The organism is Chryseobacterium glaciei, assembly GCF_001648155.1.
GTDB lineage: Bacteria > Bacteroidota > Bacteroidia > Flavobacteriales > Weeksellaceae > Chryseobacterium > Chryseobacterium glaciei.
Genome location: NZ_CP015199.1, coordinates 2,442,706 through 2,463,955, shown reverse-complemented (window position 1 = coordinate 2,463,955; position 21,250 = coordinate 2,442,706). Strand labels below are relative to the sequence as shown.

The 21,250-nt window shown below is 33.3% G+C and carries 12 protein-coding genes; 3 read left to right on the top strand and 9 right to left on the bottom strand.

Annotation, left to right across the window (positions count from 1 at the left end; all coding sequences use genetic code 11):
• Window positions 1-72: 72 nt before the first annotated feature.
• From A0O34_RS11030 to A0O34_RS11005, 6 genes are all read right to left on the bottom strand, one after another.
• Complete coding sequence (locus tag A0O34_RS11030; protein WP_066754601.1) at window positions 73-2,559, bottom strand: exopolysaccharide transport family protein; 2,487 nt, start codon at window positions 2,557-2,559, stop codon at window positions 73-75.
• Between the two features lie 2 nt (window positions 2,560-2,561).
• Window positions 2,562-3,440 (bottom strand): polysaccharide biosynthesis/export family protein, encoded by an 879-nt coding sequence (locus A0O34_RS11025; protein WP_066754600.1) that lies wholly within the window; start codon window positions 3,438-3,440, stop codon window positions 2,562-2,564.
• A 36-nt stretch (window positions 3,441-3,476) separates the two neighbouring features.
• Complete coding sequence (locus A0O34_RS11020) at window positions 3,477-4,595, bottom strand: glycosyltransferase family 4 protein (protein WP_066754599.1); 1,119 nt, start codon at window positions 4,593-4,595, stop codon at window positions 3,477-3,479.
• Window positions 4,596-4,705: 110 nt separating this feature from the next.
• Window positions 4,706-5,710, bottom strand: a complete 1,005-nt coding sequence (locus A0O34_RS11015) for a glycosyltransferase family 2 protein (protein ID WP_082891145.1) — start codon at window positions 5,708-5,710, stop codon at window positions 4,706-4,708.
• 3 nt (window positions 5,711-5,713) lie between these two features.
• The gene (locus tag A0O34_RS11010) at window positions 5,714-6,784 is read right to left on the bottom strand and encodes a formimidoylglutamase (protein WP_066754598.1); all 1,071 of its coding nucleotides are present in this window, start codon (window positions 6,782-6,784) and stop codon (window positions 5,714-5,716) included.
• A gap of 169 nt (window positions 6,785-6,953) precedes the next feature.
• A complete protein-coding gene (locus A0O34_RS11005; protein ID WP_066754597.1) occupies window positions 6,954-8,042 on the bottom strand; it encodes a glycoside hydrolase family protein in 1,089 nt (362 codons plus the stop codon).
• Window positions 8,043-8,241: 199 nt separating this feature from the next.
• Between A0O34_RS11005 and A0O34_RS11000 the strand changes: the two genes are divergently transcribed.
• Window positions 8,242-9,177, top strand: coding sequence for an alpha/beta hydrolase family protein (locus A0O34_RS11000; protein ID WP_066754595.1), 936 nt, complete (start codon window positions 8,242-8,244; stop codon window positions 9,175-9,177).
• Between the two features lie 21 nt (window positions 9,178-9,198).
• Complete coding sequence (locus tag A0O34_RS10995) at window positions 9,199-9,429, top strand: ankyrin repeat domain-containing protein (RefSeq protein ID WP_157886000.1); 231 nt, start codon at window positions 9,199-9,201, stop codon at window positions 9,427-9,429.
• An 86-nt stretch (window positions 9,430-9,515) separates the two neighbouring features.
• On the opposite strand, the gene topA is transcribed toward A0O34_RS10995, so the two are convergent.
• From topA to A0O34_RS10980, 3 genes are all read right to left on the bottom strand, one after another.
• Window positions 9,516-12,101, bottom strand: coding sequence for a type I DNA topoisomerase (topA, locus tag A0O34_RS10990; RefSeq protein WP_066754591.1), 2,586 nt, complete (start codon window positions 12,099-12,101; stop codon window positions 9,516-9,518).
• A 288-nt stretch (window positions 12,102-12,389) separates the two neighbouring features.
• The gene (locus A0O34_RS10985) at window positions 12,390-15,905 is read right to left on the bottom strand and encodes a T9SS type A sorting domain-containing protein (protein ID WP_082891144.1); all 3,516 of its coding nucleotides are present in this window, start codon (window positions 15,903-15,905) and stop codon (window positions 12,390-12,392) included.
• A 328-nt stretch (window positions 15,906-16,233) separates the two neighbouring features.
• Window positions 16,234-17,373 (bottom strand): EpsG family protein, encoded by a 1,140-nt coding sequence (locus tag A0O34_RS10980; protein WP_066754589.1) that lies wholly within the window; start codon window positions 17,371-17,373, stop codon window positions 16,234-16,236.
• 267 nt (window positions 17,374-17,640) lie between these two features.
• Here A0O34_RS10980 and A0O34_RS10975 point away from each other — a divergent pair, with 267 nt between their 5' ends.
• Entirely contained in the window at window positions 17,641-21,246 is a 3,606-nt protein-coding gene (locus A0O34_RS10975; RefSeq protein WP_228394280.1) for an MMPL family transporter, read from the top strand.
• Window positions 21,247-21,250: the final 4 nt, after the last annotated feature.

Sequence of the window (21,250 nt, the reverse complement as noted above, 5' to 3'; positions counted from 1 at the left end):
ATATTCTTTTTTTAATAGATTTAAAATTCTTAAATACATAGTAAACCCCCATTAAATGAGGGTTTAAAAACACTATTTTTTATTAAAGATCGTTCTGACCCTGTTTCTTATTCTTATTAACAGAGGCTCTTTATAATTTTTATCTTCATCGAAATATCCGTAACCATAGCCGTAACCATAGCCGTATCCATACCCTTGTTTTACGTCATAATCGTTATAAACTAAGCCTAAATGCTCAATCTCATTATTATGATATTTCTCAGTAATCATCTTCAACATATACTTTTCTGTGTATTCATGACGAACAACATAGATGTTTGCATCTGAATATTTCATCAATTCATAAGAATCTGCAACCAAACCTACTGGTGGAGAGTCAATAATAATGAAATCGTATATATTTTTAAGCTCTTCAAGAAACTTAATATTTTTATCACTCATTAAAAGTTCTGAAGGATTTGGAGGAATTGGCCCTGAAGTAGCAACATCAAGATTAGGAATATTTGTTTTATTAATAATCTGATCTATAGTAACTTCTCCTGTAAGATAATTGGAAATCCCGTATTTATTATCAATTTTAAAATCTCCAAAAATCTTTGGTTTTCTTAAATCCATTCCTAAAAGGATCGTTTTCTTATCACTTAGTCCTAAAACGGAAGCTAAATTGATTGAAACGTAAGTTTTACCCTCACCTCCAATAGATGATGTAACCAGTATTGTCTTGCTTTTACCATTATTTTCAACTGACAAGAATCTCATGTTCGCTCTTATACCTCTAAAGGCTTCAGATACAGAAGATTTAGGTTGTTCAAGAACGGTAAGCATATTTTCATTACTATTGTTGCCAATAACTCCAAGCAATGGAATTCTTGTAGCGTTCAATAATTCTTTAATATTTCTGATCCTATTGTCAAGAACTGTACCTATCAAAATAAATAATAATGGAAGAACAAACAAACCTCCCATAATCATAGCCTTGGTTCCTTTTACATTCGGACCGATTGGCCCTTGCCCAAGATTTTTAGCAGGGTCAATAACCGTGATATCAGACTGATTGGTAGCCATTCTCATTTGAGTTTCGTTCTGTCTACCTAATAAACTGTTATATGTTGCTTCAATCATGCTGTACCCTCTCTCGGCATCCAGATATTTTCTTTGTTTCTCAGGATAAGTAAGCAAATCAGAATTAGCATCAGTAACCTGTTGATTAATTTTATTAATCTCCGTATAATATCCTGTATAATAATTTCTTAGTGAATTAGTAGAACTTAATTTAGCATCATTAATCAGCCTATTAATTTCCAGCATTGGCTCAGAATTAGGCTTATAAATAGAAGCCATTTCTCTTTTTTTAAGATAAAGAGCCTTCAATTCAGATACAGAAGCTGTGAAAAGACCATCCTCAAAACCAGCAGCATTGGTACTAATCATTTTATCAAAATTCTGAGTTTCTAGTGTACGTCTTATCGTATTCAGAGAGCTTAATTTACTTTCTAAATCTGCTTTTTTAGCTTCAAGATCTTTTATTTTAGTAAGAGATTTTTCGTCTCTATCTTTGATATCATACAGTTTTTCCGATGTTTTTAAATAGTTTAAAACTGCAGCACTAGAATCTAGTCTTTTTCTTATTCCATCAAGATTATCTTGCAAATAAGACTCTGTATTTTTATCTACCGTATTTTTATCTGCAAATCTTTTTTTCTGTAATTCGGCTACGGATTTATTTAGAAAACTTACAGTACTGTTAAGGTTATACCCAGTTTTACCGATAATCATAATACTATTAATCTCTTTATCAAAATCTACTGTTATTGAAGAAACAATCTCATTAACAGCCTGATTAACAGAATTTAGATTAACAATAATCTTATCTAAAACAATTTTAGACTTTATAGGATTCTTAATTAATCTAAATCTCAAATTTGGAGACGTGTACCATTCTCCAATTTTTATAACTTTATTAGCAGGTCTTTCGTATGCATTAATACTTTGAAAACCTTCAGTTTCATAGCTATATAAATTTGTGGATTGACCTTCCTCAGGTAAAACAACTTCATATGTATTATTACTTTTAGGCATCAAAGTAATGGCATAATTAATTTGCTGTGCATGTTTTTTATCTATTTGTAAGAAAACAGGGGAGTCATCTTTGTCTAAATAAGTAGATTTTATAGATCCTTTTGTAGAATAATCCACAAAAAGGTCCAATCCTTTTACAAGAAATTCATTATGAGACCTTGATAAAAGCATTTTTTTTAAATAAATTCCATCCTGATTCCCATTCTGTCCATATATGAAATTAATAGACTGATTTGGAGTGAAATAACTAGATGTATTACTTGAAATACTTAATGATAAATTTGAAGAATACACATTTTGCGCATAATATTTACTATAGACCCATGAGATCACATAGCCAACAAGCAGCATGAATACAAACCAATACCAATTCTTTAATATTCTTCTTAAAAAATGTTCTATGTCAAATAATGAGAAAGAACCATATTTTTCCTTTTGAGAATCATTTTTCTCTACAGTAGTGTCTTTTCCTGGAATCATGATTAAAGGTTTTTTATAAGTAGAAAAATTGACAATGCTGTAGTAAATACACCAACTCCAGTCGTTAAAGTTTGTATAGGATCTTTTCCAAATCCGTTCAAGCTCTTCGCTCTTGTGTTAAGATAGATCTCATCACCGTTTTGAACATAATAGTAAGGTGAATTCATAATATCTTCACGGGTAAGGTCTATTTTGGCGACCTTGATTCCTTCCGGTAACTTTCTGTGGATTACGATATTTTTTCTGTCGATAGTTCTGTTCATTCCGCCATTAATAGCTAAAGCTTCAGTTATCGTAAGTATATTTTTATGAACTACTTTTTCTCCTGTAAGACCTGTTGTTTCAACATCACCTAAGATATAATAAGTGATTCCGTTGGTATTTAATCTAACTTCAGATTTCCCTTCCTGGAAATTCTCATTTACTTTATCTTGGATCTCTTTTGTAAGGTCTTCGACAGTTCTTCCTTCAGCTTTAATATAGCCAATACCGAAAATATTAATATCACCATTGGAATCAACTTTTAAACCATTAAAATAAAAGTTGACATTTCCTCCTGGGCCACTTCCACCACCACCACCAGTAGATCCACTGCCAGCACCTGAAACCGGATTATTAATACTCATTGTGCCATTCGCACCGCTACCATTCAAAGAAGAGTAAAATTGTGCAGCATCACCTTTAGGAGTAGTTACAATATTAAGATTCAACATATCATTTTTAGTGATTCTGTAAACGGGAACATTATACGGAATCAGACCTTCTTCGTTTATTACGAGGCTTTCACTAGGCTGCATGTATCTTACATCTTTTGTAGTAACACATGATGTAAAGAGAAAAGGCAATAGTAAAAGGAATAAATATTTAAAATTCTTCATCATATTTTCAAGTTGTTTGCAAAAATAAAGATTTAATTGTTACTTTTTATTATTTCTTAAAACATATATAAAATCAGGCAAATAGGCTCCCAAAAAGCCTAAAGCCAATATGATTAATAATAATAAATTTATATTGGTGTGTCTTAAACAATAAGCAGCCGTTACAATAAAAAGATAATACACAATAATATAAAAAGTAGATCTTCTGTGGGTAAGATTAAGCTTTAATAGTTTATGGTGTATATGGTTTTTATCTGCATCGAAAGGCGATTTTTTATTACAAAGCCTTATAATGATAACATTTAATGTATCTACAATAGGAAGTATCAATATTGCAACTGCAATTACAGGCGCAGACTGTAAATGATACTTTGGTACATTCGGAAGATCTTTATCTATAAAAATATCTATAAAACAAATAGCAGTGAATGCAAGTAAGAATCCCAATAACATGGAACCTGTGTCTCCCATAAAGATTTTATTGGTTCGGTAATTCGACAAATTATAATATAAAAATGCCAAAACTGCTCCGATAATTATCCCAGAAAGAACCACCAATGGATAATTATACTCTCCTAATCTATAATAACTTACTCCAAAAAGAGCACAACATATTAAAGAATAGCTTCCTGCTAAACCATCAATACCATCTATCAAATTAAAAGCATTAATAAGGATAATAAAAGTAACAATCGTGAATATAATACTTACGAAATAACTAAGCTGGTATACACCGCATATCCCGAATAAACTTCTTATTCGGATATCAGAACCTATAACAATAAGAGCCGAAACAACGATCTGAGCAACCAGTTTTTTATATGCTCTCATCACCACAATATCATCCATTACCCCGATATATAAAAGAATGACCAGCGACGCAAATAGAAATTTGTAGAGATCAAAAAGCTCATACGCAAAAATAGAAGTGCATATTCCTATTGAATAGAAAATAGCGATTCCCCCTAAATTTGGGATTTTTCTCATGTGAGAACTTCTAACGCCAGGTTCATCCATCAAGTTCTTCCTTCTGGAGATCTTGATAATGGTAGGTACTGAAAAATAGGTGATTAAAAAAGAGAACAAAAAACCTAACCCTATCTTCACGTAGAAAATAGAAATTCCGGTTTCGGTTAAGAACAATTCAAAATTCTTCATTTTTTTTTCTAATCAAGTACATGTGTTTCCTTATAACTTTTAGAGAAGCTTTTATATTGGGATTTATAAAAAGTTTCTTCCAATCGAAACAATCGTACTAACATTTGTGTTTACATTAATTTTCTTATCAATTTCTTCTGTCCAGCAAAAAATAAGAGATAAAAAATCTTTTTTTTCAGTGGCAAAGATAAAAGATAATTTTTATCAAAACGACTATAGTTTAATATATCTTTTATTTTTATATCTCTTTCTTTCATGAAAAGCTCTAATTTATTGGCCATATCATAAAAAGCTTCATCATTTTTCACAAAAGCGAGATACGCCAAAAATGAATAAACTCCTTCAAAAATCTGAAAGTTTTTTAATTCCAGCTTCTTTTCAGCGTATTTAGATTTCTGAAAAACAGCCTCAACATCTTCAACAGCTTTCAAAATATCCAATCCTTTTTCAGTGTGAGTTTTAGTAATAGAATCGGTTCTTTCCAGATATTGATAATGAAAGTTTTGAGTCTGAGCAATATTTTTGCATTCCAATAAAAGCTGCGGAATAAGCTGAATATCTTCAAAATGAACCCCTTTTTTAAATCTTTTATCATCAAAAAGTTCTTTTTTGAACAACTTGTTACACGCAAAATAACTTAGATCTGAGAAAACCGAAAAATTATTTTCAAGATCGATATTTTCCAGCATATTAGGAATCTGTGTCAGTTTTTGAGTCACATTTCCGTGTTGATCTACTTTTTGAATGTTGCAAATCACCATTTTCGACTGATACTTTTCTGCTAGATTCAGCATTTCTTCGAACATGGTTGCTGTAACGTAATCGTCACTATCTACGAAACCGATAAAGTCTCCTGTAGCTTTATCTAGTCCGAAATTTCTGGCATCGCTCAACCCTCCGTTTTCTTTGGAGAAAGATTTTATTTTTTCAGGATATTTTTGAGCATATTGTTGAATAATTTTCTCAGAATTGTCTTTACTTCCGTCATTTACAACTAAAACCTCAATATTTTGAAGCGTTTGGTTAACTAAAGAATCAAGGCATTTTGCCAAGTAATTTTCGACATTATAAACGGGAACAATTATGGAAACTTTTTGGGGAACAAGTTTTATCATACCTTATATTTTCGTCAGTCTTGCATTCAGCCAGCCTTTTTTGGCTTCATCAAAATCCTTCCTTGAGCACGGAATGCAGTTTTCTATATTTTCATCATCACCAAAATACCATAAATTACTGAAAGTATCTCGTTTGAAAGCATATTGCCTGTCATCAATCAAAACATAGAAAATTTCGTAATGCCTTTCCTTTGGATGTGAGTGTTGTATATTAATTCCTTCAATCAAATACCAGATCATTTGTGCTAAAAGCTGGTGATTTAATTGGTTTTCTGAGTAAATATTATAATTAAAAATTCCTACAGATTTTAGATTTTCGCTCAAACCGATTTCCTTCATGTAGGCGCAAATTTCTCTTCGGTTCAATCCATTTACCTGCGGATTCATAGAAAAAGGTTCGCCGAAACTTTCAATTGCGTCACAATTTACCGTCACAAGATCAGTTTTTCTGAAAAAAGGTTCTGTTTTTTCGGTAGAATTCATCATTTCAGCTAAACGGATAATGTCAAACTCAACTTCCTTGATCAATCTTACAGAATCAACTTCATTCAAATGTTTTTGGTATCCTAAATGATGATAGTTTTTAATGGAAAAATCCTTAGTCCCGAACATTTTACTTAAAAAAGTATGTTCGTTAATGTTTTCACCCTGTTTTAGGGAAATAACATTGCTTATCTGAGTATAATTAATATTTTTCTTATGAAAATTTAATGCTGAGAAAAGCGAAAAAGCAAAATCATTTGATCCTCCAATAATGATCGGAATCGCCCTTTTATAATGACATGCCGATAAAACCTCCTGCAAAATATAATGAGAATCCTGAACAGATTTCCCTGAAACCAAATCACCCAAATCTACCAACGGGATCTCAAAATCGAGTTGTGAAAGTTTATAAAACTCTTTTCTTATTGCGGTAAAATCCTGTACTTCCGCCTCACCTTTTGAACCTCTGTAATCCGAAACGAATAAAAGAACAATACTGTCTTCCTTTATATCTTTCGTGATTCGGTTTCCGATCTGCCAGCTTTCAGTTTTGAAATTTCTTGGTGAAATGATAAAATCTTCAAAATTCATTTATAATCTTCATTATTTTCACAAACATACAAAAAACCTCATCAAATTGAAATCATGTCACGCTTTTTGTCAATAAAAAACCGTCAACAAATTGTTAACGACTTCGTATTTATCAACCTTGTCAAAGTTCTAAAACTTTGACAAGGTTCTGTTGACTTCATCCTAAACTTTAGGATTTTAAAATCTCAAAAATAAAAGTTGTAGAAGTATCAAATTTTCCACCTTGTGTTGCGCCGACTAAGAACTTAGGTGTTTTTCCATCTTTATCGAATGAAATCATTGGACGCTCCAATCTTCCAAATCGGTTTAAATTTTTTGGAGGAGTAGATTCCTGAATGTAATGTTTCATATTAAGATAAGCGATTTCCGGTTTTGTCCAGTGAAGTCCGTCTTTTGTGGTTAAATGCAAACCATATTCGTGATTAAAAAACCCCATATCTCTGGCTATCATATGAAATTTTCCGTTTTGTTTCCAAACAAAAGCGTCTTCTAATTGTGCATTGTTGGGCAATGATGAAAAATCAATGACAGGATTTTCGGATACTTTTTTGTAAGGTCCCATTGGAGAATCAGCTTTTGCGAGTCCATACTTTCGGTTTCCTCGGACTGGGCCTTTTTGGGTTTCGTATTCTTGGGTATTCCAAGATTTATAAAACAGCCAATATTTTCCGTCGTTTCCTTTTACAAAAGCTGGGTTTGTGGTGCAATGATCGTCCCAAGAACCTTTTTTTCCGGGAAGAAGTAGAGGTTGTTCTGGTCTGATCCAATCTCCATCAAGACTTTTTGAAGTCGCCAATCCGATTCTTTTTGTATTTGTTTTTCCGTTGGAATTTCCCATGAAAAATAAGAAATATTGATCTTCTACTTTCTTAATTAAAGGATTGTGACAGGTTGTTGCATCCCAAAATTCGCCACCTCTGGGAATTAAGATAACTTGTTTATGCTGAAATTCATCAAACGGAGAATCTGCTTCTGCACGACAAATTTCTGAACCGTTGAGCCAGCCGCCCATTCCTTTTTCTTTTTTCCATCGAGAATAAAAAAGATGAACTTTTCCATCTTCGTCCCAAATCGGAGAACTGCACCAGATGTAGTAACCTTCCAAGGAAAATTGTCGCCCGATTGGTTTTAATTTAAAATATGGTTTTTCTTCTGAAGACAACAAACTTGTAAATGATGAACCAAAAGCTACCGCTGCGATTCCTAAAGCTGAAGTTTGTAAAAAATCTTTTCGGGTGAAGTTCTTGGGTATGCTCATATCATATGATTTTCAGCTAATTTAGAAGAATCATCATAATGAAGTATCCTGTGGTCTGGGGGTGGATTTAATGATTAATGAGCTCTTTTGATCGATTGGAAAATGATTATATTTGATTGATTAAGTTTCGCTTATAAACAAGTTGACCGCGATACCACGACCGCAAAACTTTACTACTAATAGAGAATGATTAAACTAAATGAAAACTATAAATAAATTGACTATTTTAAAAAACGCCATAAGTACAAAACAATTTTGCAGGAACTTTCTTCTGGTATTATTTCTTTTTAGTAGTATTAATCACCTGTCAGCAATTCCGCCAAGCTTTACAACTAAGAATATAAAATTCCTGAGTGAAGGAGATTCGCTTGCGGGAACAATTTTTAAGCCTGATCATATTTCTGCGGCTGTTGTAATTGTTCATGGATCCGGACAGGAAAAAAGGATGATTGAATTTGCAACATTATTAGCTAAAAACGGTATTGCTGTTTTAACTTATGACAAACGTGGTGTAGGAGAATCTGCAGGTGTCTATGCCGGGCCTGAAGTAGGAACCAATAATGTGGACGCTTCAAATCTTAATCTTTTATCTCTGGATGCGAGTGCTGCCGTGAATATATTGTCTACATATTTATCAAACAATCAAATACCAATAGGTTTAATTGGTGGAAGCCAAGCCGGATGGATCATTCCGCTGGCTGCAGAAAAAAACAAGAAAGTCAAATTTATGACTATATTCAGTGGAGCATTGATAACGGTAAAAGAACAGCTTAGGTTTCAGTTTTACACAAACGGAAATTCAAATTTTTGGGATACGCATACAGAAGAAGATGCCCGTAAACACACCATGACTGATCCAGATAAATACGAGTTTATAGACACAGACCCACTTAATGTTCTTTCCAAATTATCAATTCCGGGAATATGGATATTTGGAGGCAAAGATATTCAGGTACCGGTGAATCTTTCCATTGAACATCTAAATACATTAAAGTCTAAAGGCAAACGCTATGAATATAAATTATTTCCAACATTAGGACATAATACTGCGTTCTCAAAATCTGAAGAGCCTATGAAAGATGCTGTGAAATGGATGAAAAATATAAAGACATCGACGACATCTCAAAAACACTGACAATCAAAAAAATTAATAAAATTGAAGTTGGAAAACGCAGATAAAATATGGGAGTTACTTGAAATGTGCTATTATGGTCATATTGATCAAGTTAAACGATTATTGAAAGAAGGTATTGACCTCAACGGAATTGGTTACAATGGAATGTCGCCATTAGATGCCGCGAAATATGGAGAAAATGACGATATCGTTGAATATCTTTTAAGTATGGGAGCAAAAGAAAAATTAAACTCACCCGATGAAATAGATTAAATAATTTGATGTTGCAAATTTGCAATATTCGACTAATAAAAAAGCACAGACCAAAAATCTGTGCTTTCTATTTTATTAAAGATTACTTATTTCTTAGCGGCAGGTTTTTTAGCCGGAGCTTTCTTCACTGTTGTCGTCTTTTTCGCTGCTGCAGTTTTTGTCGTTGCTTTCTTAGTGGCAGGTTTCTTTTTCTCGGAAAAAGCTTTAGGATCCTGATCTGTGATCCATTTTTTAACCTCATCTAACGAAATATCTTTTAGTTCGTCAGCTTCATATTTGGTATCGTCGCTTTTCTTCGGAATTTTGAACATTGCTTTCCCGAATTTTACGAATGGACCCCATCTTCCATTTTCAACGGAGATTTTCTCTTTTTCCCACTGTTGAATGTATCTGTTGGCTTCTTTTTCAAGCTTAGCATCAATTAATTCATTGATATCACTTTGAGAAAGATTATCGAAGTCATACTTCTTAGGAACGTTTACGAAAATGCTTTTATATTTAATGAAAGGCCCGAATCTACCCGTTCCTTTTGTTACACCCTCGCCTTTATATGTTGCGATCGGAGCATCTGCTATTTTCTTTTCGTGGATGATTTCTTCCGCTCTTTCCTGATTTACAGACAATGGATCTTCACCTTTCGGGATGCTGATGTAAGTTTCGCCCCATTTTACATAAGGACCAAATCTACCAACACCCACTGAAACCGGCTGATCTTCGAAGCTATTTAATTCAAAAGGTAATTTGAATAATTCCATAGCTTCTTCGAAAGTAATGGTTGCGATGTTCTGACCTGTCATTAATGATGCGAAAGTCGGTTTTTCCTCATCTTCCGTTTCTCCAATCTGGATCATTGCTCCAAATCTCCCGATTCTTGCATGAACATTTTTACCTGTTTTCGGATCTACTCCTAAAAGTCGTTCTCCGTTGGCACGGTCTGCATTTTCTTCAACATCTGCAATTCTAGGGTGGAATTTAGAATAGAAATCAGTCATCATTTCTTTCCATTTCTGCGCACCGTTTGCAATTTCGTCAAAACTCTCTTCTACTCTTGCTGTGAAACCGTAATCTAGGATTTCTTTGAAATTATCTGTCAAGAAATCACTTACAACTTCACCAATGTCTGTAGGAACGAATTTATTTTTATCCCCTCCGAATTTCTCGTCAAGGATTACTTTTTTAATTTTATCTTTTGCTAAAGAGATCTTTACCACTTCTCTCATTTGTGGTTCAATTTCTCTTTTGTCTACATATTCACGATTCTGGATTGTTTGAATTGTTGGCGCGTACGTTGACGGACGGCCAATTCCTAATTCTTCCAGTTTCTTGATTAATCCTGCTTCCGTATATCTTGCGCTTGGTCTCGTGTACTTTTCTGTAGCAGTGATTGTTTTGTATTCTAAAACTTCACCGACAGTAACTTTCGGAAGTAATTTATCGTTGCTTTCGTCATCATCATCTTCAGCCTTAACAATTCCGTACGCTTTTAGAAAACCATCGAAAATGATAACCTCTCCCTGAGCTTCAAAATGTTGTGGTAATTTTGCGTTTCCGATCTCGATAACAGTCTTCTCAATTTTAGCATTTGCCATTTGAGAAGCCAATGTTCTTCTGTAAATTAATTGATATAATTTGCTTAATTGAGCATCACCAATACTTTTTACTGAAAAATCCGTCGGACGAATCGCCTCGTGAGCTTCCTGCGCAGATGCAGATTTTGTTGTATAATTTCTTGGAGAAGAATATTCTGATCCGTATTCTGATGTGATTTGCTTTTTGGCGCCTTCAATAGCTTCCTGAGAAAGATTTACTGAATCCGTTCTCATATAAGTAATATAACCTTCTTCGTATAATCTTTGTGCTATACGCATTGTATTGGTTACGTTATATCCTAATCTTGAAGAGGCTTCCTGCTGTAACGTAGACGTTGTAAAAGGTGCAGATGCAGAACGCATTCCCGGTTTGGTTTCAACATTCAGAACTTTAAATTCTGTTGTTCTTGCCTGCTCAAGGAATTTTTCGGCGTCTTCTTCTTTTTCGAAGTCTTTTTTAAGTTTAGCAGCGATATCCTGCTCTGTATTATTTACGAAAATTCCATCCAGTTTGAAACTAGCTTTTGGCTTAAACAGACGGATTTCTTTTTCTCTTTCAACGATTAATCTTACCGCAACAGACTGAACTCTTCCTGCTGATAATCCCGGTTTCACTTTTTTCCAAAGAACCGGAGACATTTCAAAACCTACAATTCTGTCTAAAATTCTTCTTGCCTGCTGAGCATTTACCAAATTCTGGTCTATATCTCTTGGGTTTTCGATTGCTTTTAGAATAGCGTTTTTAGTAATCTCGTGAAAAACGATTCTTTTTCTGTTTTCGGGTTTCAGTTTTAATTCATCTGCTAAATGCCATGCAATAGCCTCACCCTCGCGGTCCTCATCGGAAGCCAGCCAAACCATTTCGGCTTTCTTTACTGCGGATTTTAATTCTGTTACCAGTTTCTTTTTATCTGCCGAAACTTCATAATCCGGATTGAAGGTCTCAAGGTCGATACCCATCCCTTTTTTAGGTAAATCCCTAATGTGTCCAAAGCTGGATTTTACTTCAAAATCTTTCCCTAAATATTTCTGAATAGTTTTTGCTTTCGCCGGAGACTCTACAATTACTAAATTTTTCGACATTCTAAAATTTTTGCAAAAGTAAAGCTTTTTTATTATATACTTTTTGTTATCCAATTTTAATTTGGCAACTAACAGAATTTAATTAAGACTTAGTAAAAAGAATTTTAAGCAATTCATTCCTTTATTCAAGGTAGTTTACCCTTAAGTAGTAAAGAATAATCTTATTTAAAATAAAATGATATAGAATTTTTCATCAACCGTAATAGATGTAAGAAATATGGCTGTTTTTAATAAATAAAAGGGAACGAAAATATTTCTTCGTTCCCTTTAGTATTATTGATTTAGATATTACTCTTTAATAATTTTAACCACAATTTCAGAATTGTTGATTCTTACCAAATATACTCCTGATGACAATGAAGAAACATAGGCTTCATCATTGATAAACTGTCCGGACTGTACCAACTGACCAGACAGACTATAAATCTGGTAGAAATATTTTCCGTTCTCAGTTGCATCAATATAAAGAACATCTTTAACCGGATTTGGGAATAAGGTGATCTTATTTTTCCTAACTTTTTCAACAACTTCACTTTTCGCCAAAGGAAGAGAAGCTTTCGCAGCCGGTAATGAAGTAATCTGAAGTTTCGGAAGAGCCCCTTGCTCATTTCCGTTGGCATCGTATTTTATTTTAACACAACGACAGCTCATTGCGAAATAAGGATCATTATTATCATGAAAAACTGTAAGACGATTGGCCGTAGATGCGGCATCAAACAAGATATTAATTGGTCTTCCAATATAATTTGAGTTCAATGCAGCCGTCCATACTCCAGGATATTGAAAATTAACCATATTAAAAGTTCCTGTTGATGTTTGATTAGCTATTACACTTCTAAAACCTCTTGAACCGGAGTTCGGATAATTCCCTAATTTATAAGTAGGATCATTAAAAGTATATCCTATCGTGGTTGATGTACTATTTCTAACTCTTACTCCTAAATAATCTGTAAGCACACTGTACGCTGTTCCTACATTTTTATCTTTTTTATACCAAGGCGAGATTCCAAAATCCTGATTGGAGCTAAATGCACTGTTCATGATATCCGGAACCCTCCAGCCTTCAGGACAAGGATCAAAAGGGGATTTTTTGCCACCTCTGCCCCATCTGTCGGCAGCTAAGTTTGGTTCGGTTGACAACCAGTCTGTACCATTGGTGTAAAGAGGATTTGCACTGTTAAAAGGAGCAAAAGAACTTGGAATCATATAAACCAAAGGATTTTTAACAGAATATGATAAAACTTTAGAAACTTTATCCGAAACCTTATCTGTTGCTAAAACATTGGCATTCGCAGGATTAGAATAGGTATTAAATGGAATGATATACGCTCCCGACAAATTATTGTATGTTGCATAAGGCAGAGATGTATAAGTCAACGTTCCACTTGCGGTAACAGTTCCTAAAAACACTCCGTAAGAAGCCCTGTTATCAGCATGTTGAAAAACCGGAAGCGGATCTTTTCTTCCCCACTGATAATGCAAGCCTGTAGACGCTTTTATTACCGCAAGCTCTGCTGCTGTAGGAGTAAGAGGATTCGCAACAACCGGAAATGCGTCTGTGGCACCTAAATTTCTATCCATAAACTCTGTTTCGAGAACAGACTTAGCTTTAAGAACATAATTTACATAATTTGTAACATTATTCATCGGAAGTTCTGTTGTATAATTATTGGATTGAATAGGTGTATCGGTCACCCAAATATGCCAGCTCCAATATACAGGATTGGTAATACTTCCATTATGCAAAGTTACCACAGCATTTCCGCTTTGATTAGGATTAATATCAACCAAAATTTTAGATAGAGAAATAGAGGAAACGCTACCCGGAGAAGGATTAACAACTGTAATTTTATTCACCAAACCTGAATTGGTAGTCCAAAGAACATTAGCCTTCAAATTATTAAAATTAGAAGAATTAAGAATATCCGGATTATTTAAAAGCTGACTCTGAACCGAAAAAGCTTTACTTACAGGAATTTCAATCGTAGAAATCGCTGTATTTTTAACAATTTGATAGGTATTAGGATTATTCAGACCTTCTCTATACTCTTGTTGCTGCGTCATATATTCCGTAGGAAAATCATAGCTGTTTGCAAGATACAATGGGTCTTTTATACATCTACAACCGTTAGCATCTGATGTTTTACCCGTCATTAAAGGCAGATAAAAATATCTTCCTTTTACATTAGGAAGTCCGGAATCAGGAATATCAGGCTGATCTTTATCGGGAACCATAAACAACATTCTGGCACTTACAGCAGGGGAAGCATCAAAATGCCTCGGCATCGTTGCTGTCCATAAACCCGTATGATGCTGATCGCTGTACTGACCTTGATGAACCAGCTGAATTATTTGTCCACTTCCAGGGAAAACGCCCATATTATTTCCTGCTACATTCGATAAATCGTATCCGTAATTAGAATACACTTTAAAACCCGTCATAAAACTTGGAACACCATTGTCTGTAGGTTTTATAATATGGTATTTATTGGTTTCAAAAAGGTCTTTTCCCATATTGGTTTTTACTCCAAAAGGAGAAAAATCAATTCTGATATCATCAGCATATGTTGTAGAACCTAAATTCGCAACTAAAGCAGACGGAACCCGCCATCCGTTTGGACAGGGATCAAAGGATGATTTATCTCTATAAGGTTTAGCGCTGTCGTCACTATTGTAAACGGCATCAATTTTACCTTGAGCATTATCCGACCATAAATTTAGCTCTCCAAGTTGGCTGTCTGTTAAGCTTGCCGTTTTTCCAAACCAATTAATAGGCAGATTTGTATTGTTATTGTAATACGCAGGTCCCGAATTGTCATCTTTATTGATATAAATAAGACTTAAAGGATTTTTTATTGAAAGCTTGATATTGTTGCTTACCTCAGCACCGGACAATAAAACATATTTAGTAAGATCATCGATTTTAACAGCATTGGTGAAGTTTTTCGCACCTCTATGTCTTACTCGTCCAATAGAACCACTTGCTTCATAAAAATCATCTACTTTAGTTACCAGTGACGGTATCGGATCTTTTCTTCCCCACTGATAAAGCAGTCCGCCACTTCTTCCCCAATCATTATTGGTCATCGAATTACTGATAGCTCCTAAATTTCGATCCATCCATTTCCAGTCGGAATCCGGAATTGATTCTACTGTACCATCACTCCGTTCACGTCTGATATTACCGAAACTTTTATAAGTCGGCCCGTTCGTAGGATCATCGGTTACCCAAATATGCCAAGACCAGAAAATTTCGCCATTAATTCTAAAAGCAATGACTGCGTTTCCTTTTTTAGATTTATTAATGGGAACTTTAATTTTCGCACTTGCTCCTGAATCCTGAATCTCAAGAGAATATCCCGCTCCAGTTTTTATCAAGCCATGAACATCCTCCCATAATACATCAGCCGTAATTGTTCCTGCAGGAACACTAGATCCACCAATATATTTATCTTTTTCCCACATTACATAAGCCTTTTTTACAGGCACATATAAGCCATCACTATTTTGACTGGGATCAAAAATGTAACTGTTGGGAGCTTTTGTCCAATCCAGTGGAACAGATGCAAATTTTACTCGTGATTCACTTCCATTATTTGAATTAATAGATTTTCTATTAATAACATTCCTTTCTTTATTCATTTGCTGCTCCGAAACCTTAATTATTGTATCCGCTTTTGCCTGATACAACTCTTTTGAGTTTTGAGAGAACAAATCACCTTTTGCACCTATGTTACTAGCAGAATAGGTGCTCATTGACAATAAACAAAACATTGTCGTTACATTCTTAATTGACTTTTTCATATTCCTAAATTTTGTGCTGTCATAAAAGTACAATTTTTAAGCCTTCCTCAATCATAATTCACTTGTCTTATAAATAATAAACCAATATTATGATTTAAATCATAAATAATATAATATTAATTAATTATGAATGAAAATATTGCATTCTCAACTTGAGCAATGCAAAAATATGATATTTTTTATTTATATTTTTATTAAATAATCTATTTTGAACAAATATTAACAATCATAAACAAATTATTGATATTTAATTTAAAATTTAGAAATAAAAAGAGAGGCAATACTTTTACGTATTACCTCTCTTTTTTATGTTAATTTGATTAGAATTCTAAGGAAGAAGGAAGTTATGATAAAGATCTATCGTGAATCTACCAGCGATAATGTTTCTAAAGCTTGAGAAAACCACAAAATTAAAAATGAACAACGCTATAATAAAGCTATATATTGCCGTTTTTGTACTTTTCGAAACCACATACATAGCGTTTGGAATAATTATAAATCCAAAACCAGTAAAAGCTCCCACCAATCTGGATGAAAAGACAGGGTTATTTCTGAATATAAAGTAAAAGCAGATTCCTACAAGCGCATAATTCCTATGATATTCATAATACGGATACTTTTCCACCATTTTAGTATCAAAGAAAAACAGGAAAAAGGTAAGAATCGCCGTCATAACTTCTGGAATACCAATTCCTCCATTAAGCCTTTCAGCTGTTTCTTCCATATAGGCATTAAAACCACCGACAACCACACTATCCGAAGCCAAACCATCTAGAAAACTACCAAAGACCCTATACACTTCAAATGGGGACATTATTATAGAAACCAAGATCGCTCCAAGCATAATTCCCTTATTTACAGGAATACGAGCAACCCAATACATCGGTAAAAATGCATAACATACATTGTGAATTCCTCCCGCCAGATAAATACATAATAGATAATAGATGAGTTTTTTCTCTTTTATAAATCTCACCGCAAAATACACCATAAAAACCCCTAAATTCTGTCTTATCTGTCCACATTCTCCAATAAAAAACCCCGGAACAAACATGAATAGAATAAAAGTAAATGGGTAAAATGTATTATCCTCAACATACTGCATTTTAAAGAAAACTGCTAGTGATGCAATCACTAATGTGAGCATGTAATACGGCGCATTAAAAACATTCAGAAGAAGTTTATTAATCAACACATACAACCATTCTACAACAACCGGCTGAGGGCTATCCAAATGCAAGCCTTTAAAAATAATACTAATATAATCAACCGTATCAGAATACACATATATCCCTCTATAACTACCATAGTCAGCTCCAACTTCATTACGTAATCCTGCAACAAGAACCATGAAAATACCTAAAAAGTATAGATATTTTCTATCTACTTTCTGACGAAACACTTCTTGGTAACTAAAAATAATCAGGAAAACGATTATTATAAGAAAATACGGGTGTAATAAACTCATTATTTTAATCTATGTGTATTTTTAAAACATATAAAAAACCAAGTTTTTACTTAAAAGTTTTTATTATATTTTTTTTCATCAATGGGGAACTTCTGCAAAAGTAGATTTTTTTTTTATTTCGTCAAGAATATTTATTCATTGTAAGCTAAAACTTTATATATTAAATCTTTTGAACTTATACTTAAAAAATTAAATTTGCAAACTTGATTTCATAATGCAATGCATCGTTTTTTTATATTTTTATATTATCTCATTTCCAGAAACAAAGTGCTTTCAGTATTTATTACTCTAAGCATTGCTTTGATATGTGGATTTTTCGCCTCAAAAATCAATTTCGAGGAAGACATTAATCAGATAATCCCGAAAAACGAAAAATCTGATCTTACCGCAAAAGTTCTTAAACAACTTAATTTTTCAGACAAAATCATTGTCATTATTGAAAATAAATCTAAAGAAGACAATTTTCAGCTTTCCGAGACAGCCGATACTTTTTTAACTAAAATTGAACCTTTACAAAAATACATAGGCTCAGTTCAGGGAAAAGTAAACGATAATGAAATTTCAGAAACCTTTGATTTCGTCAATCAAAACCTTCCTTTATTCTTAAATGAAAACGATTATAAGGAAATTGAAAGAAAGCTTCAAAAAGACAGCATCGCAAAACAGGTAGAAAATAATTATGTTTCTCTTGTCTCTCCGACAAGTTTGGTGACTAAAGATTTTATTAAAAAAGATCCGCTGGGAATCACATTTTTAGGAATCAAAAAACTGAATGCGTTAAATATCAGCAAAGATTTTAAGCTTGAAGACAATTACATCGTCACCAAAGACGGAAAAAATCTTTTGCTTTTTATTGAACCTAAAAATAAAAGCAACGACACCAAAAACAACGAAGTATTTGTCAATCAATTAAATGAAATAAAAGACAAGATCAACAAACAGTTTAAAGGAAAAACTGAACTCAGTTATTTTGGCTCGCCTGTAATTGCTGTTGCCAATGCTCAACAGATCAAAAAAGACATTCAAAATACGGTAATGATCTCTATGACGGTACTTTTGATATTGCTAATTTATTATTTCAGGAATTTCTTTACACCGATTATCGTTTTTCTTCCGACTGTATTTTCAGTTTTATTGGCTTTGTTGATTTTATATTTTACTAAAGACAAAATCTCAGCAATTTCATTAAGCGTTGGCGCCATTCTGATTGGAATTACGATAGATTATGCGTTACATATCTTGACACATTACAAGCATAATAACAATATTGAAGAACTCTACAAAGAGATCACACAACCTATTATATTAAGTAGCGCAACAACTGCTGTTTCATTTCTATGTTTGGTTTTTGTACGTTCCGAAGCATTGAAAGATCTCGGAATTTTCGCTGCGATTACGGTTATTTTGTCCTCAATTACAGCATTAATTATCGTTCCTCAACTTTACAAACCTAAACAGAAGGACGAAAAAGTCAGCACCAATTTTATTGATAAAATCGGTTCGTATCCGTATGAGAAGAATAAACCTTTAATTATTGGGTGTTCCATCATTATTATTGCCTGTATCTTTGGTTTTAGGCATGTTGGTTTTAATGAAGATATTGGCGACCTGAATTACATTCCAAAAGATTTAAAAATAAGTGAAGCAAAGTTGGAAAAACTTTCAGACATCACTTCAAAATCTATTTATACAATCTCGTACGGAGATTCGGAAAATGAAGCTTTAGCAAGAAATTCTCAACTCTCTCAATTCCTTGAAAAAGAGAAAAAAGACGGAAAAATTTTAAGTTATAACTCCATTGGAAATGTTGTTTTATCCGAAAAAGATCAACAAAAGAAAATTGAAACCTGGAAAAAATTCTGGGACAGTCATAAAAAAGATCAAACTATTTCTGAATTAATTGATAACGGAAACAAATTTGGTTTCAACAGCTCTGCATTTGATCAGTTCAATGAAAATTTAAATAAAAACTACTCTACTTTAAGCTTAAAAGACTACGAAAAAATAAAGGCTTTACAAATTTCCGAGTTTTTAAGTAATGAAAATGGTTTCTACACTGTTTCTAATGTAGTGAAAGTAGATGAGACCAAAAGAGACGCCTTCATCAAAGATGTTGAAAAGAAGCACGAGGCATTAGCAATCGACCGTCAGCAAATGAATGAAAACTTTTTAGGATTACTAAAAAGAGATTTTAATACTTTGATTAATTATTCATTATTAGCAATCGTTTTAACCATTATTGTTTTCTTCAGAAACTTCGAATTAACGATTCTTACAATGTTCCCGATTGTTTTAACGGGAGTTGTAACCGCCGGAATTCTCTATTTCTTAGGATTAGAATTAAATATTTTCAGTACCGTTGTTTGTACTCTAGTTTTCGGAGTTGGAGACGATTTCAGTATTTTTCTGACGAAAGCCATGCAAAAAGAGCACACTACGGGTAAGAATGAACTTCCAACCTATAGAACCTCAATTATTCTGGCCGTTTTCACTACAATTTTATCCATCGGTTCTTTGATTTTTGCGAAACACCCGGCTTTACATTCGTTAGCATTGGTTGCGTTAATCGGAATGTTCTCCGTAATCATCATCACCTCAACATTATATCCATTTTGGTTTAGGTTATTAATCACAAACAGACAAAAAAAGGGACTTTCCCCCATAACTTTCAGATTATTTTTACGTTCAGTAATATCATTCTTTTATTACGGCCTAGGCGGAATTTTCTTTTCTTTCTTCGGACATTTCTTTGTGAGAAAAGCAAAAGGGAAAACCTTGAGCACTATTAAAAAATCTATCGCTTTATTTTTAAAATCGGTTTTACATCTTAGTCCGTTTGTCAAGAAAACTGTTATTAAAAATCTGCTTGAAGATTTCAGCAAACCTTCCGTTATTATCGCTAATCATACTTCATTTTTGGATACTTTGGCGCTTGCAATGGCGACGCACAAAATCGTTTATTTAGTGAATGATTGGGTTTACGAATCTCCCGTTTTTGGAAAATTAGTAAAAGCTTTAGGTTTCTTCCCCGTTTCTCAAGGTATCGAAAACGGAATGGATCAACTTCGAGAAAAAATAAATGAGGGCTATTCTTTAATGGTTTTCCCGGAAGCAGAACGTTCTTACACGAATGATGTAAAAAGATTCCACAAAGGAGCATTTTACATTGCTGAAGAATTTGGTTTGGATGTCGTTCCGGTTTACATCCACGGAAATTCTGAGGTTTTACCGAAAGGCGACTTCATTATTTACGACGGAAGCATTACCGTGAAAGTTGGTGACAGAATTCTTAATGATGATCTTAGCTTTGGTAAAAACTATTCGGAACGAACGAAAAAGATCAATGCCTATTTCAGAGATGAATTTGCAAAACTGAGAAATGAGATTGAAGATGAAAATTATTTCAAAAAGAAATTATTTTTAAGCTTTTTATATAAAGAAACTGAAGTTGTATACGAACTGAAAAAAGATTTCAAAACCAATAAATCCGTTTATTTTGAATTGAATAAGCACATTCCAAAAGATGCAGTAATTCTACATATTGCTGATGATTTTGGACAAAAAGATGTTTTATTAACTCTTCAGCAAGCAAACAGAAAAATATTCAGTTTAATTAATGATCACGAAAAACGTGAGATTGCAAAACAGAATTATATTGTAAAGAGAAGAAAGATTAATTATATCAACGATATCTCAGAAATAAATAAAAAAGCAAACGTGCTTTTAATTTCTGACGAAAATTTTAATCTAAAAGATATTACTGAGCTTCCAGAAACTATTATTTTAATGAATATTAAAAATTCTTCATTTGAAAATGATAATTACGAGCTCGAATTCAGTTCTGAATCAATAAAAGTATTTAGACATAAATAATAAA